This is a genomic window from Thermogemmatispora aurantia (assembly GCF_008974285.1).
GTDB classification, from domain to species: domain Bacteria; phylum Chloroflexota; class Ktedonobacteria; order Ktedonobacterales; family Ktedonobacteraceae; genus Thermogemmatispora; species Thermogemmatispora aurantia.
On sequence record NZ_BKZV01000002.1, the window covers coordinates 548221 to 573313 of the forward strand.

Consider the following 25093-nt stretch of genomic DNA (forward strand, 5'->3'; position numbering starts at 1 on the left):
TCCCAGCCAGGCAGGCCAGGCCGGGCCGAGATCCTGACGGAGCTGAGTCCATCGACGAGCGATCTCCGGCCAGTGCACGCTGCGAAGGAGGTTTTGACGATGTCTCTCAATCTGCCACGTTTACTGATCGCCGGCACCGCCAGCGGCGTCGGCAAGACCTTGATCAGCTACCTGCTGATCGCCGAGTTGCGGGCGCGGGGCTGGCGCGTGCAGCCATTTAAGGTTGGCCCCGACTATCTGGATGCTTCACATCTCGCCCAGGCCGCCGGACGGCCCTGCTACAATCTCGACACCTGGTTGATGCCGTCAGCCCGCCTGGAGACCATCGTCGCCTCAGCCTGTCGCGATGCCGATCTGGCCATTATCGAGGGCATGATGGGCCTCTACGACGGGCGTGAGGCCCACAGCGATGCAGGCAGCGCCGCGGAGATAGCCCGCCTGCTGCAGACGCCGGTGATTCTGGTGCTGGACGCCTGGGCCCAGGCGCGCAGTGCCGCGGCGGTCGTGCTGGGCTTCCAGCAGTTTGCTCCGCAGCTGGCGCTCGTCGGGGTGATCGCCAATCGCGTGGCGGGTCCTGGACATGCGCGCTTGCTGCGTGAGGCCCTGGCCTCCTCCTCCGGCATGCCCTTGCTGGCGGCCTTCCCCGCACTGAGCGAGGCCCCCTGGCCCGAGCGCCACCTTGGCTTGCTGCCAGCCAGCGAGCAGGCACTTGGTGGCGAACGCCTCAACACCCTGCTGACGCTCTTCCGCCAGTCCTGCGACCTGGAACAGTTGCTGACCCTGGCGCGTCAGGCGCCTCCCCTGGCGACGGGCGAGGCTCAGGCCGAGGCGCCCTTGACAGCCCCAGGCGAGGAGCGCGTGCGTTTAGCTCTGGCCTATGACGAAGCTTTCAGCTTCTATTATCCTGATACGCTCGATCTGCTGCGCCAGGCTGGGGCCGAGCTGGTGCCCTTTAGCCCGCTGCGCGATCACCAGCTACCAGCGGGTTGCTCCGGTCTCTATCTGGGTGGCGGCTTTCCCGAGGAGTATGCCGCCCTCCTGGCCGCCAACGAAAGGCTGCGCCGCCAGCTCGCCGAGCTGTTGGCGGCAGGCTTACCTTGCTATGCTGAATGTGGAGGGCTGATGTACCTCTGTCACCACATCCGCACCGCCAGCGGCGAAAGCTATCCCATGCTGGGAGTTATCGAGCGCGAGAGCATTCTTGCGGGCAACAGCACGGATCTGCGGATCGGCTATCGTCTGGCCCGGGCGCAGCGCGAGAGCCTGCTGCTGCCGCGCGGGGTCCAGGTACGCGGGCATGAGTTTCATTACTCTCATCTGGATGCAGACCCGACGCCCGAGGAGGCCGCTTATATGCTCAGCTCGCCCGACGGTCAGCATCAGCAGCTTGAAGGGTTCGCCCGCGACAACCTGCTGGCCAGCTATCTGCACCTCTCCTTTAGCGGCTTCCCCGAGGCGGCGCAGCGCTTTGTAGCTGCCGCTCGTCGCTGGCGGCAGGTCGCTTAGCCTCGTCAGCAAGAGAGGGCCGACAGGCCGCTGCACACAGGCAGTAGCTGCCGGCCCTCCCCTTCAGACACTCACTCGCTCACTTTGGACCGAAAACCCCGAACTGATCGGCGTTCTGGGCCGTCACCAGGATACAGTCGATCGACTGCTTCTCCGGTTGTCCTGTAGAACCGGTCTTGAGGTACTTATCGGCCTCATCCACAGCAAGTTGCGCAATATGAACCGCAGGCTGCAACACCGTCGCTTTGATGCCTCCCTGCTTGATGGAGGCGATCACATCGGGGCTGCCATCGAAGCCCACCACGATGACATTCGTCTTATGGGCCGCCTGCAGCGCCGCCCAGGCACCCAGGGCCATCGTATCGTTGCCCGAAATCACGCCCTTAATGTCGGGGTGCGCCTGCAGAATGGTCTGCATCTTCTGGAAGGCCTCTGTCTGATCCCAGTCGGCGCTCTGCTGGGCTACCATCTTCATGCGCGGATACTGATCGATGACATCGTGATAGCCGCGCGAGCGGATGGCCGCGTTCGTATCTGACTGCTTGCCGAGCAGCTCGACATAGTTGCCCTCTTCGCCCATCAGCTTCACAAACTCCTGAGCCCCCAGGGTCGCCCCCTGGTAGTTATTGGAGACGATTTGTGCGACGGCCACGCCCGTGGCATTCATCTCGCGATCAATGAGGAAGACAGGCACACCAGCGTTCTTAGCCTTGCGGACAGCGGCCACGGTCGCATCCGCGCCAGCATTGTCCAGAATGATGGCCGCCGCATGACGGGCGATGGCGGTGTCGATCAGCTGATTCTGCTTGTTGACATCATCATCGTGCGTGGCGGCCACCGTATCGTAGCCGAGCGCCTTGGCGCGGGCCACGGCGGCATCGGCCTCCGCTTTGAAGAAAATATTGTCGTAGGCCGGGGTAATAACGAAGATCAGTTTTTTCCCCCCGGAGCCGCCAGAAGTTGTCGACGATGACTGGCCTGAACTGCCACAGGCAGCCAGGCTGAGGCTGACCAGCATCAGCACTGTCAGCAGATAAAGCATCCGTCGAAGCATAGTCGTTTCCCTTCCTTTCGGCACTCTTCTTTGAGAGATCCAGTCAGCTGCTCCCGTTACGCCTCGTTTCCAGGCAAGTGGGGCGGGAGCAACCCCTTCCTTGCCGGGTGAGCCACACAGCGGGCCATCATACGGGACAAAGGAGAGGGCACCCGCTGCATTGCCTTCCGGTCAGGCAGCTTCCTTTGCCCCCAGCTGCTGAGGCTGCACGGCCTACGTTTTCTCTGGCTGATCCCCTACGGTGAGGGAACCTGCCCGGCTCTCCCTCCTTCCCAGGGTCTTCTTTCCCACCAGCCTCCCGCTGCACTGACCGTTGCTTCAGGCCAGGGCAGCACGCTTCTGCCATCGCTGTTGGAGCTGGTCGATGACGACCGCCAGCACAATCACGGCCCCCTTGATGACCATCTGCCAGAACTCGGAGACGCCGATCAGCACCAGGCCGTCGCTGAGGACACCGATCACAAACGCGCCGATGATGCTGCCCAGGATCGTCCCCCGCCCTCCGAAGAGCGAGGTCCCTCCTAACACCACCGCCGCGATGGCATTCAATTCATAGCTCTCGCCCGTCGCCGGCTGGGCCGCCTGCAGCTGCGAGGCAATGACCAGGCCCGTCATGGCGGCGCAGAAGCCGGAGATCACATAGACCAGCAGCTTGACGCGGTTGACCCGAATGCCCGAGAGCCGGGCCGCGCGCTCGTTGCCCCCGATGGCGTAGACCTGACGCCCGAACGGCGTGCGACTGGCCACAAAGGAGGCGACCACGCCGAACAGGATCATCAGCCAGATCGGCATCGGCACCCCCAGGATGTTCCCCGTGCCCAGGAAGGGGAAGCCCGTGTTGCCCAGCGAGGGATCGCCTCCCAGGTCGGGGAAGGTCGCCCCATTGGAGGTCAGCAAGGCCAAACCACGGGCCGCATAGAGCATCCCCAGGGTGGCAATAAAGGGGGCCACGCTCAGGCGTGTGATGACCAGCCCATTGATCAGGCCCAGTACGATCCCCACCAGTAAGCTAATGAGGATCACCACCCAGACGTTGAAGTAGACCACCACGCCAAACATGGGCAGCGGCAGCCCCTGACTGATCAAATAGCCGGCCACCATCGCCGTGAGTCCCACGATTGAGCCAACCGAGAGGTCGATCCCTGCTGTCAGGATGACGAACGACTGTCCAATGGCCAGAAGTGCATTGATTGAGACATGCTCAGCCACAATGGTCAGATCGTTGAGCGTCAGAAAGTCGGGCGAGAGAATCGAGAAAATGATCACCAGGATGATGAGCGCCACAAAGGCGCGCAACTGAAAGAGTAAGGTCTGAATCTGCCGCCGCTGCAGGGTGAAGCTGCGGCGGGCCGCCGGCTCACGGCTGGCCAGAGATGACGGATTGCGCATGGTCTCCCTCTTCTAGGCTTGTGGGCGCGGCTGATCGCACCGTTCTTTCGAGGCCGAGGCAGCGGGCGTGGCGATCTGGCTGCTATCAGCGGTTCCCGTCTGCAGCGTGCCACCGGTTGACCACTCGCCGGTTTCTTCTTTCTCAGAGACTGGTCCCTGACCTGCCGAGGCAGCGGCCACCAGCGCCTCTTCGCTGGCTTCCTCACGGCGGAACTCGCCAGTCAGGCGTCCGCGTGCCAGGACCAGGATGCGGTCAGCGACGCTCATGACTTCCCGTAACTCGGAGGAGACGAAGAGAACGCCCAGCCCCTCGCTGGCCAGACGATTCATGAGGCGGAAGAGATCGGCCTTGGCTCCGATATCAATGCCCCGCGTTGGCTCATCGAGGAGGAGGACCCGCGGCTCCGTCAACAGCCCCCGGGCCACGACGACCTTCTGCTGATTGCCCCCACTGAGAGCCTCGATCAGCGTCTGCGGCGAGGGGGCCTTAATGCCCAGGTCACTAATCAGGCGACGGACCGCCGTCAGCTCCTTCTTGCGCGAGAGAGCCAGGCCACTCAGATAGCGACGCAGGCTAGCCAGGACCATGTTGTGGGCTACCGAGAGCGTAGGCACCAGGCCCTCGCGCTGGCGATCCTCGGGCACCAGTACCAGCCCCTCGGCGATGCGCTCACCGACCGTGCGCCCGCGCACCGGCTGGCCGGCGACCCACAGCGCGCCACTGGCTTCAGGATGGAGGCCCATCAGACACTCCAGCAGCTCGCTACGACCCGCCCCCAGCAAGCCGTAGAGCGCCACAATCTCACCAGCACGCACCTGGAACGAGACATCGTCCAGCAGCAGTCCCCCACCAGGCCGCGGCAGGCTCAGATGCTCGACCCGCAGTAGCTCCTGACCAGGCGTGCGCTCCTGATGGATATAGGTTTCGCTGACGCTGCGCCCAATCATCTGCTCTACAATCCAATTGACGTCGATGGCACTGACGGGCGCCTCAGCCACGCGATGACTATCGCGCAGGATCGTCACGTAGTCGCCAATGCGCAGCAGCTCCTCTAGCTTGTGCGAGATGTAGATGATCGAGACGCCCTGTTCCTTCAGCTCACGGATGACCCGAAAGAGGATCTCCACCTCAGCGGTGGTGAGGGCCGAGGTCGGTTCATCCATGATCAGAATGCGCACGTCGCGCGCCAGCGCCTTGGCAATCTCGACAATCTGCTGCTGCCCTAAACGCAGATTCCCTACCAAGGCCTGGGGATCAATGGGCTGCTCCAGCCGCTCCAGCAGGCGCCTGGCCGCTTCCTGTTGGCGGCGCCGATCGACCAGGAAGCCACGGCGACGCATGGCTTCATGATCGAGAAAGATGTTTTCGGCCACGCTCAGATTGGGAAAGAGGTTCAGCTCTTGATAGATCATGCCAATGCCAGCGCGGGCCGCCTCGCGCGGCGACTTGAAATGGACTGGCTGCCCCTCCAGGAGCAATCGACCACGGGTGGCGGTCTCGGCCCCGGCGATGATCTTCATTAAGGTCGACTTGCCCGCCCCGTTTTCGCCGATCAGGACGTTGACCTTGCCGCGATAGACGGTGAAGTCGACGTTGTCAAGGGCCACCGTGCCGCCATAGATCTTGGTGATGCCCTCGGCCCGCAGCACTATATCGGGGGCCATCTCGCGATCAGCTGCACTCATGAGCCGGAACCCTCCACCTGGAGTTTGACCGGAGCCACCAGAATGAATTGCGGATCAGTCAGGGCAAAGATGCCATAGAACTGGATGAGCTTCCCCTTGAGCTGGGTGGGGTGGATGCTCTGCGCCACCTGGACGGCCCGGGCGTTGAGGGCATCGGCCACCTGGGCATACTGGATCTGGTTGACGAACTGGCTGAAGTGGATGAAACCGACGCCATCGCGGATGGCTGTGCCCAGAATGACCGGCCCGATCTGCAGCGAGAGGTCGGGCTTGCCATCGTAGGGAGGCAGATCCAGGCCAAGCGTACCGTTGCGCGAGGAGGTATTGATGCTGACGACGCGCCCGACGCCTTTGACCATGAAGGTATATGGACCGTCACCTTCCTGATGGCCATAGCGCTGCTGGGCCACCTGCTGGTTCGCCTTGAGAGCAGCCAGCACTTCGCTGGCATCGTGGGCCTGCTGCACAACGGTCGGCACGATCCGACTGTCCCAGATCTGGTTGACATAGCTGGTGGGGTCAAAGGTCTGAGGGCCGCCGCTACCGGCGTTGTCGCCGGAGGCGTTCAGCGGGCGCACTGTGTAGAGGCTGCAGGCCGACAGGAGCAGACAGACCAGGAAGGCCAGCCCACCCCACAGCAACGGCAGCCGATCACGGCTGCTCGCTCTGGAGACCATCCGTGGCCAGTTGTCCTGCTTCGTGCGGCTCACTCTCTGAGCATGGTCGTACATAGAGTCCTCCCAACCGGGCAATGGTCGGTCGTTGTTGGGTTCGCGTTCCTGCACGCATGACAGGTCGCCTGCTCTCGCTCTGGTCTATTTAGGGCGCGGCAGCGCTGGCCCCTCCGCTGCTCTCAGAGGCAGCTGCTTGCTCTTGTCTCTGCTCCACCAGCCAGCGCGCCGTCAGATGATCGGTGATCAGCACATTGATCCAGCGTCCTTCGAGGGCCCCTCGAATGGCCGCATGCTTCCGCTGGCCACCCGCGACTCCAACCGCATACTTGACGCGCTGCAGTTGCTCCAGACGCATGCCGATGACACGCTCGTCAAGCGGGGTCACGACCGGACGCCCCTGGGCATCGAAGAAGCGCAGCACGATGTCGCCAACGGCCCCATGCTCACGCAGCATGCGCAGCTCTTCGAGCGAGAAGATATTGCCACTGCTGGCCAGCAGGGCCGAAGGTTCGACAGCTCCGATCCCAACCAGCGCCACCGTGACGCTGTCGAAGAGCTGGTAGGCCTCGCGCACAAATGGATCTTCAAAAAAGATCTGGCGGGCCTCCGGTGAGCTGACAACGCCCGGCGCTGGCAGAAAGACGGCCTCTCCGTGCAGGAGTTCAGCCAGACGACGCGTCAGCTGGGTGGCATGGACTTCCGCCGCCGGGTTGCCGATGCCGCCCAGGATCTGAACAACTTTGGCCCGCGAGGGCTGCGCCAGCGGATGCATGGCGTCTACCATCGCCAGCAGCGAGGCGCTCCAGGAGGAGATCCCGACGATCTCTCCCGGCGTGATTTTGGACTCCAGCCAGAAGGCCGCCGCTCCTCCAATAGCTTGAAGTATTTGTTCGTTGTTGGCATCTTCCGGACAATCTGCAACAATAGCCTCTTTGATGCCATAGAGTGCCTCCAGCTGGTTTTCAAGGTCGGTATAGACCCCTCGCGGCATGCTCACCGTAATACGCACAATTTGCTCTTGCTGGGCCCGCTTGAGCAGGCGTGAGACATTGGACTGCGAGAGCTGCAGCCGCTCGGCAATTTCTACTTGCGAGAGGCCGCGCTCGTAGTAGAGACTGGCAACCTTGGCCATCAAGCGCAGATCGTCAATGCGAGCCATAACGTGCGTTACTCCTTACGCCGGATAAGATCCTTCCTACCGGCGCCCTGCGGATCGGTGCAGCGTGGCGCGCGCGACCGCCTCCTGCCAGCCACTGTAATGGGCCTCGCGCTCCTCTGCAGACAGGGTCGGCGTGAAGCGCTGGCGGGGACGCGGCAGGGCAGCGATCTCCTCCTCGCTCACCCAGAGGCCCACTGCCAGGCCGGCCAGATAGGCGGCTCCCAGCGCGGAAACATCAGCCGATTCACAGCGCAGCACCGGTTTGCCAATGATGTCGGCCTGAAATTGCATGAGCAGGTCGTTACGAGTGGCACCACCATCGGCAAGTAATACCTGGAGTTCAACGCCCGCTTCGGCCTGCATGGCGTCAAAGACGGCACGCACCTGATAGGCAATGGCCTCGACGGTGGCCCGCGCTAGCTGCGGCAGCGTACTGGCCTGGGTCAGACCACAGATGAGGCCGCGCGCCTCTTTGTCCCAGTAGGGCGCTCCTAAGCCGCTAAGAGCAGGGACGAAGTAGAGGCCACCGCTGTCGGGCACGCGGTCGGCCAGGGCCGCCAACTCGACGACGGGGTCGCTGAGGCCAAGGAAGCGCCCTAGCCACTCGACAGCGGCTCCGGTGATGTAAATATTGCCTTCGAGGGCATAGGTGACCCGCTCGCCAATAGCCCAGGCGATAGTGGTTGATAGGCCGCTCTGCGAGAGGCGCAGCTCCGGAATTGGCGTCATCAGCGATGAGCCAGTACCATAGGTAGCTTTGACGGCGCCCGGCAGGAAGCCGGCCTGGCCAAAGAGGGCGGCGTGGGAGTCCCCGATCAGGGACGCTAGCGGTAGACCCGCCGGGATGACTCCACAGGCCACCGTTCGGGCGTGAATGGCCGCCGAAGGCTCAACCACTGGCAGAATGGCCGCCGGCACACCCAGCAGCTGCAGCAGCTCCTCGTCCCAGTCACGCCGCTGCAGATTGAAGAGCTGCGTACGCGAGGCGTTGGTCACGTCGCAGACATGGACCGCCCCCCCGCTGAGCTGCCAGCAGAGCCAGCTATCGATAGTGCCCGCGCACAGCTCGCCAGCCTCAGCTCGCACCAGGAGATCCTGCTCTTCCAACAGCCAGCGGATCTTTGTCCCGGAGAACATGGGATCAATGGTGAGGCCGCTGCGCTCGCGAATGAATGGTTCCAACCCCCGATCCTGTAGGGACTGGCAGAGCTGACGCGAGCGCTGACATTGCCAGCTCACACAGGGCCCCAGGGGCCGACCACTGGCCCGCTCCCAGAGCAAGACCGACTCGCGCTGGTTGCTGATGGCCACGGCCACCAGCTCTACGTTGGAACCGCCCTGCTCCAGACAGGCCGCACTGGCCTCTAGCACACTCTGCCAGAGTTCCAGAGGGTCCTGCTCGACCCAGGCTGGACGCGGGTAGCGCCGTTGTACAGGGCGGCTGGCCCGCGCGAGAACGTTGCCCGCTGCACTGACGAGCAAAGCTTTGGTATTGGTAGTTCCCTGATCAATGGCCAGGATTGCCGTCTGCTTCATTGCTCTGCTCTCGCCCTGAGAAGCTCTAACGCTGCGGCTCGAATGCCAGCAGGCGTCAGGCCGAAATGTTCTAAGAGGTACTCAGGCGAGCCGGTGGGCGCGAAGACGCCGGGCACGCCCAGGATACGCATGGGAACGGGATAGGTGGTCACCACAACCTCGGCGACCGCTCCTCCCAATCCGCCGTAGACGGTATGCTCTTCCACGGTGACGATGGCGCCGCTGCGCCGCGCGGCCTCGATCACCGCCTCGCGGTCCAGTGGGCGAATGGTCGCCATGTTGATCACCGCCGCTTCAATGCCGTCATTGGTCAGCAGCACGGCAGCCTCCAGGGCACGAGCTACCATTACCCCAGTGGCGATAATCGCCACATCACTCCCCTGCCGCAGCCAGCTTGCTTTGCCGAGGCGGAAGCGATAGTCCGCTGGATGGACCTGCGGCACAGGCATACGGCTGATGCGCAGAAAGAAGGGGCCAGAGAGGCGAGCTGCTTCGTGTACAGCTTGAGTGGTCTCCAGCGGATCGGCAGGCACGATGACAGTGAGGTTGGCGATGGCCCGCGTCCAGGCCAGATCTTCGATCGAGTGATGGGTCGGCCCCAGTTCGCCATAGGCCAGGCCGCTGCTCATGCCGCAGAGCTTGACGTTGGCCCGCGAGTAGGCAAGATCGACTTTGATCTGCTCCAGGGCGCGCGCTGTCAGAAAGGGCGAGGCCCCGCTGACAAAGGGGATCTTGCCGCCGTTAGCCAGACCGGCAGCTACCCCGACCATGTTCTGCTCGGCAATGCCTACGTTGACCAGCCGCTGCGGAAAGGCCGCCTTGAAGCCTTTGAGCTTGCTGGAGCCGAGGGAATCATTGATGACTACGACAATACGCGGGTCATTGCGCGCCGCCTCTTCGAGAGCCTGGGCAAAGGCATCACGACAGTCGTAGAGCTGGCTCATCCGTGCACCGCCTCCCGTAGCTCCTGTAAAGCCCGCTCGGCCTCTTCGGGCGTCGGTACGCGATGGTGCCAGTCAACATTGTCGCACATAAAGGAAACCCCTTGACCTTTGTGTGTGTAGGCAATCAGGCAGCGCGGACGCCCAGGCTCCCAGCTCTCGCTCTGTAGCATCTCCAGGAGTGCCGCGTAGTCGTGCCCGTCAACCTCACGCACCGCCCAACCGAAGGCACGCCATTTGTCGGCCAGCGGCTCCAGCCGGATAGTGTCCTCGGTTGGCGCTCCTTGCTGCAGTCGGTTACGGTCGATGATGACGGTGAGGTTGTCCAGTGCGTAGTGAGCGGCGGCCATCGCCGCCTCCCAGTTGCTGCCCTCCTGCAGCTCTCCGTCCCCAGTGAGCACATAGGTACGCCAGGCGGCCCCGTCAAGCCTGGCTGCCAGAGCTGCCCCCACCCCAATGGGGAGGCCGTGACCTAGTGGGCCAGTGCTGGCTTCAACCCCCGGCACCTTGGTGCGATCTGGGTGACCGTTGAGACGCGAGAGCGGCTTCATGAAGGTCTCTAGCTCGCTCGTTGGAAAGAAGCCCACTTCGGCAATGGTGTTGTAGAGGGCCCCAGCACAATGCCCTTTGCTCAGGATGAAGCGATCACGATCAGGAGCATCGGGATGCTGCGGGTCCACACGCAGAACGGCAAAGTAGAGCGTGACCAGGATGTCGAGCGCGGAGAAGTCGCCGCCGATGTGCCCCATGCCAGCACGCTGGATCATGACAAGGTCCCGCTGCCGTAAAAGGTTGGCTTTCCTGCGCAGGGCCGCAAGCTGGTCCTCACGATCCTGGGCCATGCTTACTCTTCGCCTCCGTCCAGTCCTAGCAGGGCCGCAAAGATGAGCTGCTGCGCCTGCAAGGCGTCTTGCTTCTCTTGAGCCTCCTTGAGGGCTGCCTGGTCGAGCCGCTGGCGCAGGCGCTCAAGAGCCTGGATGCGCTTGATGCTGACACGAGCCGCCTCGACAGGATCTTCGCGGAAGGGAAACTGATCCAGCAGGATAGGACGCTGCCAGCCAATACGCTCGACTGCTTGCAGAAATTCAATCGTTTCGATGAGGTGAATGGAGGCAACGGCCAGGTCGTCGTCCCATTCACGCCAGTTGTCATTGACTTCGATACTTGTCAGTTTGCCATGACGTGCGATCAACTGGAGCGCTTCCGCCGGCGTCTCCTTGGCGAAGAGGGAATGGCCAAGATCCATCACGATGCCGACGTTTTTGACCCCCATCTCTTGAATGGCCAGCAGGGTACGCGCTGAGGAGCTGAGGACAAGATGGACCCGCGGCTCTTTGGCTTTGTATTCGATGGCGTATTGCATGTCAGGGTTGGTCTCGGCAACCGCTCGAATGCCGTTGACGGTGAAGTCCCAGAGCTGCAGATGATCAGCCTGGAAAGGGTAGTCGTAGCCGTCCTGCCCAGGCCAGAATTTGACATAATCGGCGCCAAGGGCCCGCGCGACGTCGGTGGCTTGCTTGCCTAGCTCAATAGCCTGCTGCCGCACCGCGGGATCAGGGTGGGTAAAGCTGCCGCGTGCGAAACGCTGGTCATAGATGACTGGGGTCACGGCAATCGCGCGCAGACCGTTGCGCTCCAGCGCCTCTTTAACTTGTTCCAGGCTCAGGTCCTCTTCGGGAAAGGGATAGTTGATGTCCAGTCCGACCAACCCCCCAACACGCCCGGCCCGCTCGATGGCCTCAATGGTGCCAACCGGCGGCCCGTAAGCGTTGGTGGCATAACGGTCGATAAACTGGCCGAAGAGCCAGATACCTGCGCCAAACTGGAGGCCGCTGCTCATGGTCGCTATCTCCTCGCCTCTGAATAATTATTCATTGCTGAAAAAATATTCACCACGCTGATAAGTGTACCGGGACAGGGTCGTTCTGTCAAGGGGCTGGCGCCAGCAATTTTCTGATCGGTTGCTGAGCGAGCGATCCATTCGGCTATGGCCAGCCCCGGCACCGCTGACCCGGCCCGGCGACACGGGGAGAGGCAGCGCTCTGTCTGGCAGAAGGAGATGTAGTCGCTGTTGCCTTTTTATGCTACACTGGAGGAGATCTGACCAGGAGGAGAGGCTGCTTGATGCACGCACGGCCAGACGCAGATGAGGGGGAGCTGCTCGCCCGGAGTCAGAGCGGCGATGTGAACGCCTTTAACGAGTTGGTCCTGCGCTACCAGTCCAGCGTCTATAATGTGGCTCTGCGCATGCTGGGCGATGCGGATCTCGCCGCCGATATTACGCAGGACACCTTTCTTGCGGCTTTCCGCCATCTGGCGACTTTCCGCGGCGGGACGGCTTTTCGCTCCTGGCTGTTGCGTATCACCACCAACCTGATCTACGATCACTGGCGCCGCCAACGCCGTCACCCCAATGAATCGTTGGAGGCGGCCCGTGACGAGGACGATCCGCAGTCGCCGGCCACCCTGGCTCAGCTGGCATCACCAGCTCTGGAGGCCAATCCCGAGCTGTACTTGCTCCATCAGGAGCTACAGGAGCTAATCCAGCGCGGCCTCGCCGAGCTTCCCCCCGAGCAACGCCTGGCGGTGATCCTCTGCGATATCGAGGGACTCCCCTACGAGGAGATCGCGGCGGTAACACATACGACGCTCGGGACGGTACGCTCGCGTATCGCACGAGGCCGCGCCCGTCTGCGGACCTACCTGGCTCGCTATCAGGAACTTTTGCCGCGCCAGTTTCGTTCACCCTAAGAGGTGCTGTCTCTACACGACGTCCCGGCAGGTGTGCTGCAGAGGAGAAGAGGAAGGGGGCAGCGCCACTGCGAGGCAGGCTTGTCCGCAGAGGGGCATTCTTCTGGCACTGGAGTGAGAGAGTCGTGGCACAGGATCATCAGGAGCATCCGACACTTGAGCAGCTTTCGGCCTATCTGGACGGGGCCCTCTCTGTCGAGGAAGAGGCGTTCTGCGCTGCTCACTTGCCCCACTGTGCGTCATGCCGCTCAGAGTTGGCAAGCCTGCGCCTGACGCGCGATCTGCTGCGAGCGCTGCCGCGCGCCACGCCACCGCGCACTTTTACTTTGACTCCTGAGCTGCTGCGCGCCTCCTCCACGCTCGAAAGGCCGGAGAGCGTCGCTTCTGATGCACCGGCGGCAGCAGAGGAGCCTGTCGCTCTCTCAGCTCCCTCAGTGCTCTCGCCTCAGACGCATCAGTTACGGCCCACAGGCGGAGCTGGCGCAAGACGCCAGAATCTGCGCCGCTTTGTACAGGTCCTCAGCGCTCTAGCGGCGGTGATCGCTCTGGCGCTGCTGCTCTCTGGGTTACTGACCTCGTTGAGAGAAGGCTCTTCGAGCAGCATGAGCATGGCGGTCCAGAAGGCAGTGGAGGCCTCCGTTACTCCACCTTTTGCTCAGCAGGGCCACCCCGTTAGTACGCCCGCCGCCTCAACGACGGAGCCGCGCGGGGTGCGACCAGGCTTGACGGCGACACCCGCATCCGCCAGCCACACTGCCGAGAAGCAGCCGGATCACCACCTCGCTGCTCTCCTGGGAGCGGCACTGAGCGCCCCTGTGGGACGCCTGCTGCTGGGCGGCCTGCTGTTGATCGTCGCTCTGGTCGGCCTGCTGATGACGCGTAAAGCCCGCTCGCCCTCCTGGCCCGGCCACGATCGAGATGAGGCCAACAGCCAGACAGCTCATTAGGCAGAGTCTCAGGCTTCAGGGAAGCTGAACTCCGATGTCGGCCAGGCCCTGGCGCAGACTCTGCTCGGTGAGTTCGGTAATGGCTACGGCACGGACGATGCCCTGGCGATCAATAAAGTAGGTAGTTGGGATGGCTGTGATATGGTAAGCGGCGTTAACGTTGCCGCCGACGTCAAAGAGCAAGGGATAGGTGACCTTGAAGGCTCGCCCAAAGCTGGCGATGTCTTCTTTAGGATCAGCCTGGTTGATGCCTAACAGGACAAAGGCGCCGTGCGCTCCATATTGTTCATAGGTGCGCTGGAGTAGCGGTACTTCGCTCCGACAGGGGTCGCAGGATTCCGACCAGAAGTTGATGACGACCGGATGGCCACGCAGAGCTTTGAGGCTGACGGTCGGGCCACCGCTCCCACCATAGACGGGCAGGGTGAAGTCCGGCGCCGGCTGCCCAACGGCAATGCCCGGGGTCGGCGTCTGGGCCGGGGCAGGCAGGAGAGTCAGGACAATGTAGCCTCCAGCCAGCAGGACCACCAGGACCAGCACCCCCATAAAAATCAGGCGCCGCCGGTCACGTGGCCTCCCCACCTGCTGCTCATAGTGGGCGGCTAGCTCGGCTTCAAATTCACGTCGCTGCTCGCGCACCAGTTGTCTCTCTGTCTGCTCCTTGCTAAGAACTCCTCGTTTCTGTGCCATGCTTTCAACCTTGCGAGGGTCTGATGCGCTCCGCTCAGGAGGATCACCCATCTAGATCTATCCCATACTATAGGCCGGACCACTCCCCTCGTGCAAGTCCTGACACCACCACCAGGCTCCTCCTTCCCCTCCCTCGCGACCCGCTCACTCCTGCGGCGGGTCCGGCACCTCTTCTAGCAGATCCGCGACATGCAGCCCTAGCGCTTTTGCTAGCTGCTCTAGCGTGTGTACCGTTGGGCTATAGCTCGGATCATTGCAGATTCGGTTAATGGGGCTAAAGGAGACATCCGACATCTTCGAGAGCTTGCTCATGCTGATGCCACGCTGCGCCAGGATCTCTTTGGCTTCCAGACGAACCATAGGGCCTTTCTCGTGTGCAAATCTGCCTTGATATACAGGGGAGATCTCTTAAAAAAGGTATGTCACTCGTGATATTGTTCATGAGAAATTCTGATCTGATATTCCAGATCTGGAATATCATAAGGGAGACCTGCGATAGGATAACCCGGAGCGAAGCCGAGAGCCTGGCTGAACGCATCCGGTAGGACCAGGCGGCCAACACGCGCCTCCACAGTAGCGAACAGGTAAGGCAGCCAGGGAAGAGCGCCCGCCAGCCGCACAGCCAGCTCACAGAAGGTCGGCGGGCAGACCAGCAAGCGGGGAGGGAGGGCAGGCGGCAGACAGTGCAAGTTTGCATAGGTTTTTGTATAATCTACACGATCCGATCAAGCTTTTGCAGGGTTCACCGCTCTCAATGGGGCACTGCCTGCGGGAGGCCATCTATGGAGACAGTTCTTCTAGTAAGCTTTGCCATCGTTAATGTCATCGTCACCGCCGCCTTTGCTGGCGTCGTCCTTGCCCAATATCTGCAACGTCATCGGCCCCATCAGCTCTACTGGTCCCTGGCGCTGGCGATGGCCTTCGTCGCCACGCTGGCCTACGTCCTGATGATTCCCGCGCAGCCGACAAGTGCCTTGGGAATCATCCTCTTCCGTATCTACTATATACTAGGCGCTGCTCTGACCTCAGCCTGGCTCGGCCTGGGTAGCATCGCGCTCGTCAGCAGCCGGCGCGTGACTCTGGCCTGTCTGATTGCGCTCGCCCTCGTTAGTCTGCTGGCCATCATCTCATTGGCCACGGCAGGTGTTGATCAGCAAGCCCTCAGCCATGTCATTGGCAGCTCGGGGCGCGGCGTCCTCCAGCTCGGCGCGGGCGTCGCTACTATTATCATCCTGAACACCGCTGGCGTAGTGGCTGTCGTCGGCGTGCTGCTTTACTCGCTCTGGAAGCTGCTACGGCGCCAGCCTTCGATCCGCGGCCTGCAGACCAGCAACATCTTTTGGGGCAACATTCTGATACTGGTTGGGGAGCTGTTCAACGCTGCCGCTGGCAGCTTCGCGCGCTTCATGGGACTGGAAAGCACTTTCTGGCTCTTTATGGCCCTGGGCTGGATTATCTTCTTCTGCGGTGTCCTGCTCACCGGGCGCCGACCCCGTCAGCCAGCGCCGGCCAGCACTGCTACACCTGAAGTCTCGGTCTCCAGTCAGCAACCAGTCTCATCTTAGCGTAGCGCCTTGGCCAACTCGCCACCGATCCGTCTGTCTGTCTGTCTGCTCTTGCTGAGCAAACAAAACACAAGGAGGGAGCAAGCGAGAGAGAGGCTCTCAACCTCTCGCCTGCTCCCTACCGTCTGCACTCCACAGGATGGCTGCCGAGCCGGAGCATTAGGCTGGCCCGGGAACCAGATGCGGCCCCAGCTCAGGCTCAGCTCAACTCAGCCTAGCTGCCGGCCTGCAGCTCGCCCAGGGTCACGGTGACTGTTAGCTGTTGGTTGCCACGGTAGACCGTTACCTTGGCGGTCTGGCCAGGACTCTTATTCACCAGGATATCGCTGAGCGTTTGGTTATCGGTGACTTTCTGGCCATCGATAGCGACGATGATATCGCCCGCCCGCAGGCCTGCGCGGGCCGCTGGCCCATTGGCCGTGACTGAGACGATCAAGGAGCCATAGTCAACGGGCAGATTATCCTGAGCGGCCAACTGGGGTGTGACTGAGGCCACCCGCACACCCAGGGCCGCCCGCCCCGTATGCGTCACCTGCCCTGTTGCAATAATCTGCTGTACAATGAAGCGCACCCGATTCGAAGGAATGGCAAAACCGACGCCGTTGGCCGGTGTATTGAACTCGGGATCAATAGCCGCCACCGTTGGGATACCAATGACATTGCCCGAGAGATCGACCAGCGCTCCGCCGCTATTGCCCGGGTTGATCGGGGCATCGGTCTGAATAGCGTTGGCGATCACCGCTGTTCCCTGGCCCTCCTCAGAGACTGTGCGACCCAGCGCGCTGATGATGCCGTGGGTCACCGTCTGCGTCTCGCCGAGAGGGTTCCCAATGGCAAGCACTTCCTGCCCCACCTGCAACTTCGAAGAGTCGCCCAAGGTGGCAACGGTGATGTTGCTTGGCGGATTGATCTTGACTACCGCCAGATCATCGGCGGGATCAGTGCCGGCTACCTGGGCTGTCAGGTGGGTGCCATCGGCCATCACGACCTCAATCTGCTGGGCGTTCTCCACCACATGGTAGTTGGTCACGATGTAGCCACGCTTGTCAATCACAACGCCGGAGCCGATGCCCGAAGCGCCCGAGGCCGTCGAGACATTGATCTGCACCACAGCAGGCTGGACCTTGGCAATGGCGGCCTCTCGCGCCTGCTCGTCGGTCGTCACCACCTTGGTGGTTGGAGCGCTGTTACTGCTGCCCGTCTGCAACGTCGCCGAGGCAACACCGTTGGCATTGCCAAACTCCCAGCCGGCGGCGAAGAGCAGTCCACCGAAGACCACGGCCAGGACCAGGGTGATCAGCACAGCGCGGAACGAGGAACCGCGTCGAGGCGGCGACGCCGGTGGCACAAGCGGTCCGCCTCCTCCATAATACGGGCCGCCCGTTCCCGCTGCGCTCTCACCTGGATGATATTGAGCAGCCACTACCTGCTGATTGTAGGGATCGGTCATCCCTGCTTCGTCTTCTGCGTGCGGATTATACATGAGCCTGCAACCTCCGTCGATACTCTCTCCCGACACTGCTTTCTATAATACTACTAAAGAGAAGGTCCCCGGCGAGACAGTGGGCAGGCTAAACAGGGCACGAAGCTTGCTCATTCGTCGCTTCGTGCGCACCGGGCCGTCGATCAGGCGGTCCCCGGCCACGCTGCCTCTACTATGTACTCTAAAGAGGATGATATCGCACACAACCGGGTTCGCACCTTTGTGTTTCTGCCTGTACTATAGCGGGAGATCGTCAGAGATTCCTCAGAGATGTGTAAAGGATTTGTAAGCCGGCAACAGGCTTAGAGCGCAAGCAGTGACGGAGACCCCTCTTGCCCGGACGCTCCTTCTCATGAGATAATGGTACCTACAGATAGCGAGGCTGCGCACTCTGCTTGCAGGACAGAGAAGAGGCAGCCTCCAAGGCAGAAAAGGAATGGCAGAGAAGCAAACACCCCAAGGGGGACAAAGGCATTCAACAGTCGAGGACCTCTGTTATGAGGCCAGAGAACAGCTCCAGCGCCGTAACTGGCAGGCCGCCGCTGCCAGCTATCAGCAACTGCTGGCGCTCAACCCTGAAGATGAGGAGGCCTTAGCCGGGCTGGCCCTCGCCCTCGATGGCAGCGGAGCCTATGAGCAGATGCTGGCCGTCAGCGAGCAGGCCTTGGAGCTGCAGCCTCATTCTGCCCTGGCCCTGGCATGTAAGGCGCGTGCTCTGCAAAAGCTGGAGCGCCTCTCCGAGGCCACGATCGCCAATGATCAGGCCCTGCTGCTCAATCATCACCTGGCGCTCGCCTGGCTCAACCGCAGCGGCCTGCAAATCCTCCAGCAGCGCTTTCCCGAGGCCCTGCGCAGCGCCGAGCGCGCGCTGGAGCTTGATCCCAATGATGCCCGCGCCTGGGCCAACAAGGGCACGGCCTTGCTCAATCTCAATCGGCTTTCCGAGGCCCTCGAAGCCTTCAACCAAAGCCTGGCCCGCGACCCCGACTATCTCTTTGTTCTTCAGATGAAAGGCGAGCTGCTACGGCGCCTGGGCCGCCCCCAGGAAGTGCGCGAACTGATGCACCGCGCTCTGCAGCTCGCCCCGAATGATCCTCTCTCGTTGTCGTTGCTGGCTCAGGCCCTGCGCGCCCTCGGCGAGATGGAAGAGCTGTTCGAGGTCACCAGCCAGTTGACACACCTGACCCCTGGCAGTCTGCTGGCCTGGGAGATGCATATGCGGGCCTTGCGCAGCCTGGGACGCTTCGAGGAAGCCATCGAGGCCATCGAGCGCGTGCTGGAGCTTGATCCGCATAATGTGCGCTTCTGGACCATCAAGGCCGATAATCTTTATCGCCTGGGCCGCTACCGCGAGGCGGCGCGCGTCGCCAGCTACGCCTTGCAGCTGGCCCCCGATTATCGCCCGGCTCAGCGCATCCATGAAAAAGCCGTCCGCCTGATGTACCAGCACAAGGAGCGTCGCCTGCGCTGAGCGGCTGTTTCCGGCTCTCAGTGCAGGTCGTCAGGCGCCCCAGCTGCTCAGGCTGCTCTTACTCGACTACATCGCCAGCAGTCGCTGCAGCAGGGGGAGCAGCAGATCCTGGCGATGGGCGCGCAGCGGCGCTCGCAGACGCTCAGGCACCAACACCCGAATGCGCCGCTGATGGAGCTCGTAGCGCGCCAGATCATCTGGCTGCAGGCCCGTCGCCTCAACCCAGGTCACCAGGGCCTCCATTCCCACCGGCGGATTGGCGAACCAGACCCAGACATCCATCTCCCAATTGACCGGGCGCGGGATATCGATCAGCACCTCATAGTCGGCGATTTCTGTCCCCAAAGCCCGCGCTAACTCTGCTGCCAGAGCCTGCTCAACGCGCCGACGGCGCTGAGCATCCCAGTAGAGAGCATCCAGACGCTGGAAGAGCTGACCCGCCGGGCGGCTGATCTCCAGCGCATCTTTATAGGGTCGACGCAGCTCCAGAGCTTCCGTCAGTGCCCGCGAGGCTGGCGGCATCTGTGGCTCAGCCAGCAAAGTCAGCAGGGAGGCGTCGTCTAGTCCGGTCAACCGCTCGGCGCTCAGTGCCCCCGCCAGGAGCGCCTCCTGCACGGCCCGCATCAGCATGACCTGAAAGGCACGATTGGTATGATGCCAATAGATATTGTCAAACATCTCCTGACGGGCGTGCAGCAACGAATGTAGTGGACTAATCCCCTTATGCGTCACCACGATGCGCCGCTGTCCCTGAACATTGGGATGGACACGCAGCGCCCCCTGCAGCCGCGCCACATCGACGCCTCCATAGGGCACATTGCAGGCCCGCGCATCTCGTGGGAGATAGTCCAGTTTGTCGACATCCAGGGCCCCGCTCAGCAGACTGCGTAGCAGCTCGTCATCCTCGGGCAAGCGCTTGCCCGGCGGCGGATCAATAAAGTCCGCCACACGCTCGGGAGAGAGCTGGTACTCTTCTTCCAGGATCGCAGCGATCTCGCTATTCTCAATAATCGAGCGCCCGACGCGCTCATGGGCAATGATCGGATGACCCAGCTCCTCAATGACGTGGGAAAACGGATAGTGTCCGATATCGTGGAGCAGGGCCGCCACAATGAGCGTCTGTACACTCTTAAGGGAGACGCCGTAGAGACCACCGTTGCTGCCGCGCTGCAGTAGTGCCCGCACGGCGCGCACGGCCAGATGGTAGCAACCCAGGCTGTGCTCATAGCGTGTATGCGTCGCCCCCGGCCAGATGCGATAGACAAAGCCCAACTGCTTGACCTTCTGTAGACGCAAGAAGGGGGCGCTGCCGATCAGCTTGATTTCGCGCGGACCGAGAGGGATCAGATCATAGAGGCTATCGCGCACGGTGCTGACGGGTTCTTCGTCGGGTAGGAGCGGTAGGCCACGACGATCACGCCAGGGCTGCCACATGCCCGGCTGCGCCACCTCCAGCCCCTCCAGCGGCTCCGCTTCCTCCGCCTCCGCCAGCGCTCCTTGACGCTCAAGTGCGAGCGAATCTGTTGCTTGCTCCTTCATGCTCATGCTTCGATTCTACCAGCTTCCTGGCCAGGAGAGCCAGCCCTCACCCTGTCATAGCCTGCCTCACTCTAGCTGGCTGGCTATGTGCCTGGCAGGATCGGCAAAGGACCAGCCAGCCCGGCAAGCAGTGAGGGGAGGAAGGCGCGGCAACCCTGCCAGACGGGCCAGTACTCTTGCCCTAGCAATGGCCCCCTGTGCTTGCATTCCCTCAGAGCGGCGCCTATAATAAGTCTATCTTTCAGGGAAGCCAGACAGCGTGCTGTGCAAGCGACGGGCGCTTTATTCCCGTCGCTTTCTCATTTGTGTTGCGCTTTCCTGCCCACACCCATTGTTCTATCTGTCTCTGGAATATGTGGAAAGAGGGAGAACAAGCATTGATGACCACGCCACCAGCTCAACCAACCTGCAAGCTGCTGGTGATCGATATCGACGGCACGCTGCTGACGCCCGGGGGCGAGATTACGGAGGGGACGCGTGCCGCCATTGCCGAGGCCCGGGCTGCTGGCGTCATCGTGACCCTGGCCACTGCCCGCCGCTACGGCAACACCGCCAGTATCGCGCACGAGCTGGCCTTAACCGCGCCGCTGATCCTCTACGACGGCGCCCTGATCGTTGAGCATCCCAGCGGGCGCGTCCTCTATAGCAACCCGCTACCGGACCAGGTTGCCCAACAGGGCATCTCGCTCCTCCTGGCCGAAGGCTTGCAGCCGGTGATCCAACCACTCGGCGACCCTCTGCACGAGGAAGTATGGACCGGCCCCGTCGAGCTGGATTCCCCCTGGCAACAAATTTACTTTACGGTCCACGCCGCCGAGTTGCATCGGCTGCCGCGTGAGCAGCTGCTGAGGCTAAGCAAACCAGTGCTGCGCCTGGTGGCCCTGGAGGCCCCGGAGCGGCTCCGCCTGCTGGCGCCAGCCGTGGCCGCGCTTGACTGCTCCTGGCTTCTGTTGGAGCGCGGCAACTACCAGTGCGGCGAGCTGTCCCTGTTGCGCGCCGGCTGCTCTAAGGCCACTGCGGTGGCCGCCTTGGCCGACTTGCTGCACATCCCGCTGACCGAGGTCATGGCCATCGGCGACAACGAGAACGATATCGGCATGCTCTCGCGGGTCGGCCTCGGGATCGCGATGGGTCAGGCCAGCGCCGCAGTCAAGCAGGCCGCACGCGCAACAACCACCAGCAATAGCGAGGATGGTGTGGCCTACGCCATCGAGCGCTACTTGCTCCGCGCGGCCCGCACCAGCGATTCGAATTCGCGCAGTCGCTCGACTTGCTTGTGATTCGGGGCCGCCTGCCAGCGCCGCTGCTGCACCAGCGCCAGGGCATCGCGCGCATGCATGCCCCCATCAACGAGAACGGCGCAGGCCAGCAGGGCGCTGCGACCTACCCCATGCTCACAATGGACGAGCACACGCCCGCCGCGCTGGATGCGCTCGTTGACCCAGCGGGCCCCCTCTAGCAGCTGCTCTAGCGAGAGCGGCTGCGTATCGGGCGTGGGCAAATGGAGCAGTTCAATGCCAACCCTGGCCAGGGCCTGGCGATCATCGACATACTCGGCACGTGTATCGACGACATGGGTGACGCCCAGACGCGCCAGCGCCTTGATGTCCTGCGGGTGGATACGCCCCCCGACTGCCAGCTGATCCGTGATCCAACTCAGGTTGAGCTGATCAGGGAGAGGAATATGCAGGGCACGCGCCAGCCGCTCGCTCGGCGAGTTCTCCGGGAAGAGACGAGCCGCAATGCGCGTCCAGCGACGATAGAGGACGCGGACAACCCCGGTCAAGGCCCAGCGCCAGCGCGAGAACTGGAGACGTGGGGCCTCACCGGTCTCCGGGGTCGCGGCCACCGTTGGCGCCGGCGGATCAGCGTAGACAGGATTCCCCACGAGCGGCTGCTGCGGTCTATAGCCTTCTTTTAGCTGTTCGCTCGTCTGCTTGTGCTCCATGCTCTCTATTAAGAAATGCCCCCCTCATCTTCATTTTCGTCCGTATCGCCTCACCCCGCCTCCTCATCCCGTCTCCTTCCACCGCAGCCCTCCTGCGCGACGCCCCGATCACCAGCGGCAGTCAGAGCCTCCTCGGTACCTGGACCTGGACCAATCAGGCCAGACGCAGCGCCTGGACTAGAACGAGGCCACTAACGGTGGCAAGTCAGCAGTCTGTCCTCGCTCTTCGGCAGCGTCGCGCTGCATAACGCGCTCTAGCGCCACGATTGCACACTCTATCATGCTATCATCAGGCTCGCGCGTCGTCAAACCCTGAAGCGCCAGACTAGGAGTTAAGAGAAAGCGTACCGGCGCCAGATGGTAGCAAGCCGCCCCCAGACGCAGCAGTTCGTAGGCAACCGACGCGATGACAGGCACAAGCAGCACGCGCGAAAGAAGCCGCAACCAGAGGGAGGGGAAGCCAAGCAGGGCAAAGACCACGATTGAGACAACGACGACCAGGAGCAGGAAACCGGTGCCGCAGCGCGTGTGCACCCGCGAGGCGGTGCGTACGTGGAGCACATCGAGCGGCTCTCCCTGCTCCATCGCATTGATGGCCTTATGCTCAGCCCCGTGGTAGCCGAAGACGCGCTGAATCTCAGCCAGGCGCCCGATCAGGAGCAAATAGCCGATGAGAAGCACCAGGCGGATCAGCCCCTCCAGCAAGAGATTAAGCCAGCTGCTCCCAGGAGGCAGCGGTACCAGACCGGCCAGAAAGACCGGTAGCAAGAAGAAGAGCGCGATGGCGAAGCCGAGCGAGATCACCAGCGTACCGGCCAGAGTCACCCCCCCAGCTCGCGCTGGCTTCTGCTCCCCAGCAGCCTCGCCATTCCTCGCCGACTCCTCCAGTCCCAGCGCTATGTTGGTCGAGAGCGCCATCATGCGCGTCCCCAGCACCAGCGTCTCCCACAGGAGCAAGAGGCCTCGCAGAAACGGAAGACGAAACAGGGGATTGCGATAGAGCCGCGGCTGCAGCGGCTCCTCGTAGAGGTAGATACTGCCGTCAGGGCGGCGCACAGCCATCGCGACCGAAGTGCGTCCGCGCATCATGACGCCCTCCATGACGGCCTGTCCACCGTAGTAAAATTTGGAGAAACTCGCTTTGAAGCGCTTGGCCATCATCTTCCCTTCACTTTGGCAGTAGCAACCTGGGTCACAGCCTGCCGCTCTTCCCAGGGACCAGGCTGGCCTGGAGGCGGTAGGTAGCTGAGAATGAGGCGGGCGATGTCAAAGGCCGCCTGCGGACGGCTCAGGCGCCGTGCGCTCTCGATTCGCTGCTGCAGAAGAGTCGATCCCGGTTCCAGCAACTCTTGCAGCGCCCGCACCAGCTGGTGCGGCTCCCGCGCCAGGACTCCAACACCGTTGCGCTCGACGAAAGTGACGTTGCCCTCCTCTTGGCCAGGAACGTAGCCGCTGAGGATGATGGGCAGGTTACAGGACAGAGCCTCGCAAATGGTGCCCGGGCCAGCCTTGGTGACAATGACATCAGAAGCATGCATCAGTTCGGGCATATTGGTTACAAAGCCCATGATTTTGGCGGGCACCTGCCACTTTCTCTGCTCTCTCTGCAGCTGCGTATAGAGACGCCGATTGCGCCCTGTGACAACCAGCAGCTGCACCGGTAGCCGCGCCTGGGAGATGGCTTCAACCGCGGTGCGCAGGCCGCCGCTGCCCTCGCCTCCTCCAACCAGCAGCACGACCGGACGCTCCGGCTCCAGTCCAAGCTGCGCCCGCAGCTCTTCGCGGCTGGCTACGGGCAGGGTAAAGCGCGGGTGAATCGGCATGCCGAGGAGATGGACACGCTCCGGGTCCAGCCCACGCGCCAGATAGAGCTGCCTGGTCTCTTCGGTGGGAACGACGTAGGCTGTGGCGCCTTCAGTAAACCAGGAATGATGAGCAGAGATGAGATCGGTGACAACGACAAGGAAGGGCACTGGGCGCGCCAGATGCCGCAGCGCGGCCACAGTGACATAGTTGAGCAAAGGATGAACTGAGACAATGACGTCAGGTCGCAGCTCGCTGAGGCGCCGCTCCAGTCCCTTGAGCATGAGAGGGCTGAGAAAGTGCTGCACTTCGTTGATGCGCCCGGGATGGTTGGAAAGATGGAAGATCAGCCCATAGAGGCCAGGCGTGTAACGACTGGCCGGGCCATACAGCCTGGCAAACTGGCGCAGGGGAAAGGCTCCACACTCCTCAAAGGCCTCAACGATCTCAAGCTTGAGCTGTGGACCAGCCTCTCTTGCGCCTGATTCGGCCCCGGCATCAGCTCCATTGCCCTGGCCGGGCCGGGCATCCGCCGTTGCTTCCGCCTCGCTTCGCTCTACTCGCCCGCTGTCTCCATTGCTCGCTGCGCGCTCCTGCAGCAGCTGAATGGCGCTGCTGATGGCCAGGGCCGCACTACGATGGCCTCCTCCCGTATCAGAGATCAGAAAAACAATACAGCGTTGACTCACTGGGGCACGCTCCCCCTTCCGTTCACTGCCCGGCTCCCTGGCAGGAACCGGTAGGCCGAGTATAGCATAGCCCGGAACAGAGAAGCAAGCAGCACTCGCTCCCGCTGCTCCTGCATGATATAACACCGTGTGCACGGATAGGGCGGCAGATAGCAAAGCCGATCGCCTACCCAGGAACCGCGCGGCTCTGATCCGTTCAGCTCAGTCTAGCTGAGTCAAATGAGACCGGAGCGCGCAACGGTAGTAGGTAGGCGATCGGCCC

The 25093-nt window shown here is 62.4% G+C and carries 22 protein-coding genes; 6 read left to right on the forward strand and 16 right to left on the reverse strand.

Annotated features, from left to right (window positions below; genetic code table 11):
• The first annotated feature begins 99 nt into the window (after positions 1-99).
• Positions 100-1506 carry a cobyrinic acid a,c-diamide synthase CobB gene (locus KTAU_RS08955; protein WP_151728059.1) on the forward strand — a complete coding sequence of 469 codons (1407 nt, stop codon included), beginning with the start codon at positions 100-102 and terminating at the stop codon, positions 1504-1506.
• A 79-nt stretch (positions 1507-1585) separates the two neighbouring features.
• Here KTAU_RS08955 and KTAU_RS08960 read toward each other — a convergent pair whose 3' ends face one another.
• From KTAU_RS08960 to KTAU_RS09000, 9 genes are all read right to left on the reverse strand, one after another.
• Complete coding sequence (locus KTAU_RS08960; protein ID WP_151728060.1) at positions 1586-2560, reverse strand: D-ribose ABC transporter substrate-binding protein; 975 nt, start codon at positions 2558-2560, stop codon at positions 1586-1588.
• Positions 2561-2878: 318 nt separating this feature from the next.
• Positions 2879-3949 carry an ABC transporter permease gene (locus KTAU_RS08965; protein WP_151728061.1) on the reverse strand — a complete coding sequence of 357 codons (1071 nt, stop codon included), beginning with the start codon at positions 3947-3949 and terminating at the stop codon, positions 2879-2881.
• A gap of 12 nt (positions 3950-3961) precedes the next feature.
• On the reverse strand, positions 3962-5635 hold the full coding sequence (locus KTAU_RS08970) for a sugar ABC transporter ATP-binding protein (RefSeq protein WP_151728062.1): 1674 nt from the start codon (positions 5633-5635) through the stop codon (positions 3962-3964).
• Complete coding sequence (locus KTAU_RS08975; protein ID WP_151728063.1) at positions 5632-6420, reverse strand: DUF2291 family protein; 789 nt, start codon at positions 6418-6420, stop codon at positions 5632-5634. Before KTAU_RS08975 ends, KTAU_RS08970 begins: the two co-directional genes overlap by 4 nt.
• A gap of 34 nt (positions 6421-6454) precedes the next feature.
• The gene (locus tag KTAU_RS08980; protein ID WP_151728064.1) at positions 6455-7468 is read right to left on the reverse strand and encodes a sugar-binding transcriptional regulator; all 1014 of its coding nucleotides are present in this window, start codon (positions 7466-7468) and stop codon (positions 6455-6457) included.
• 36 nt (positions 7469-7504) lie between these two features.
• On the reverse strand, positions 7505-9004 hold the full coding sequence (locus KTAU_RS08985; protein WP_151728065.1) for an FGGY family carbohydrate kinase: 1500 nt from the start codon (positions 9002-9004) through the stop codon (positions 7505-7507).
• A complete protein-coding gene (locus KTAU_RS08990; protein WP_151728066.1) occupies positions 9001-9948 on the reverse strand; it encodes a transketolase family protein in 948 nt (315 codons plus the stop codon). The genes KTAU_RS08985 and KTAU_RS08990 overlap by 4 nt, the downstream gene beginning before the upstream one ends.
• On the reverse strand, positions 9945-10787 hold the full coding sequence (locus tag KTAU_RS08995; protein WP_151728067.1) for a transketolase: 843 nt from the start codon (positions 10785-10787) through the stop codon (positions 9945-9947). Before KTAU_RS08995 ends, KTAU_RS08990 begins: the two co-directional genes overlap by 4 nt.
• 2 nt (positions 10788-10789) lie before the next feature.
• Positions 10790-11785, reverse strand: a complete 996-nt coding sequence (locus KTAU_RS09000) for a sugar phosphate isomerase/epimerase family protein (protein ID WP_151728068.1) — start codon at positions 11783-11785, stop codon at positions 10790-10792.
• A gap of 284 nt (positions 11786-12069) precedes the next feature.
• Here KTAU_RS09000 and KTAU_RS09005 point away from each other — a divergent pair, with 284 nt between their 5' ends.
• Together KTAU_RS09005 and KTAU_RS09010 are read left to right on the forward strand one after the other, a co-directional pair.
• Positions 12070-12696: a sigma-70 family RNA polymerase sigma factor gene (locus KTAU_RS09005; RefSeq protein ID WP_151728069.1), complete on the forward strand. Its 627-nt coding sequence runs from the start codon at positions 12070-12072 to the stop codon at positions 12694-12696.
• A gap of 125 nt (positions 12697-12821) precedes the next feature.
• The gene (locus KTAU_RS09010; protein ID WP_151728070.1) at positions 12822-13643 is read left to right on the forward strand and encodes an anti-sigma factor family protein; all 822 of its coding nucleotides are present in this window, start codon (positions 12822-12824) and stop codon (positions 13641-13643) included.
• Between the two features lie 15 nt (positions 13644-13658).
• Here the strand turns inward: KTAU_RS09010 and KTAU_RS09015 are convergent, their stop codons facing one another.
• Positions 13659-14333, reverse strand: coding sequence for a TlpA family protein disulfide reductase (locus KTAU_RS09015; protein ID WP_170293170.1), 675 nt, complete (start codon positions 14331-14333; stop codon positions 13659-13661).
• A gap of 144 nt (positions 14334-14477) precedes the next feature.
• The gene (locus KTAU_RS09020; RefSeq protein ID WP_151728072.1) at positions 14478-14693 is read right to left on the reverse strand and encodes a helix-turn-helix domain-containing protein; all 216 of its coding nucleotides are present in this window, start codon (positions 14691-14693) and stop codon (positions 14478-14480) included.
• A gap of 422 nt (positions 14694-15115) precedes the next feature.
• Here KTAU_RS09020 and KTAU_RS09025 point away from each other — a divergent pair, with 422 nt between their 5' ends.
• The gene (locus tag KTAU_RS09025; protein WP_151728073.1) at positions 15116-15898 is read left to right on the forward strand and encodes a hypothetical protein; all 783 of its coding nucleotides are present in this window, start codon (positions 15116-15118) and stop codon (positions 15896-15898) included.
• 214 nt (positions 15899-16112) lie between these two features.
• Here KTAU_RS09025 and KTAU_RS09030 read toward each other — a convergent pair whose 3' ends face one another.
• Complete coding sequence (locus KTAU_RS09030) at positions 16113-17381, reverse strand: S1C family serine protease (protein ID WP_151728074.1); 1269 nt, start codon at positions 17379-17381, stop codon at positions 16113-16115.
• Between the two features lie 436 nt (positions 17382-17817).
• Between KTAU_RS09030 and KTAU_RS09035 the strand changes: the two genes are divergently transcribed.
• On the forward strand, positions 17818-18852 hold the full coding sequence (locus tag KTAU_RS09035) for a tetratricopeptide repeat protein (protein ID WP_151728075.1): 1035 nt from the start codon (positions 17818-17820) through the stop codon (positions 18850-18852).
• A 66-nt stretch (positions 18853-18918) separates the two neighbouring features.
• Here KTAU_RS09035 and KTAU_RS09040 read toward each other — a convergent pair whose 3' ends face one another.
• On the reverse strand, positions 18919-20397 hold the full coding sequence (locus KTAU_RS09040) for an HD domain-containing protein (RefSeq protein WP_228026371.1): 1479 nt from the start codon (positions 20395-20397) through the stop codon (positions 18919-18921).
• A 374-nt stretch (positions 20398-20771) separates the two neighbouring features.
• Between KTAU_RS09040 and KTAU_RS09045 the strand changes: the two genes are divergently transcribed.
• Positions 20772-21671, forward strand: coding sequence for a Cof-type HAD-IIB family hydrolase (locus tag KTAU_RS09045; RefSeq protein WP_170293171.1), 900 nt, complete (start codon positions 20772-20774; stop codon positions 21669-21671).
• Here the strand turns inward: KTAU_RS09045 and KTAU_RS09050 are convergent.
• The 3 genes from KTAU_RS09050 to KTAU_RS09060 form a co-directional block, all read right to left on the reverse strand.
• The gene (locus tag KTAU_RS09050; RefSeq protein ID WP_151728077.1) at positions 21608-22339 is read right to left on the reverse strand and encodes a protein-tyrosine phosphatase family protein; all 732 of its coding nucleotides are present in this window, start codon (positions 22337-22339) and stop codon (positions 21608-21610) included. The two genes, KTAU_RS09045 and KTAU_RS09050, sit on opposite strands and share 64 nt — an antisense overlap.
• Before the next feature lie 177 nt (positions 22340-22516).
• Complete coding sequence (locus tag KTAU_RS09055; RefSeq protein ID WP_228026372.1) at positions 22517-23500, reverse strand: DUF1385 domain-containing protein; 984 nt, start codon at positions 23498-23500, stop codon at positions 22517-22519.
• Positions 23497-24831, reverse strand: coding sequence for an MGDG synthase family glycosyltransferase (locus KTAU_RS09060; RefSeq protein WP_151728078.1), 1335 nt, complete (start codon positions 24829-24831; stop codon positions 23497-23499). The genes KTAU_RS09055 and KTAU_RS09060 overlap by 4 nt, the downstream gene beginning before the upstream one ends.
• Between the last annotated feature and the right edge of the window lie 262 nt (positions 24832-25093).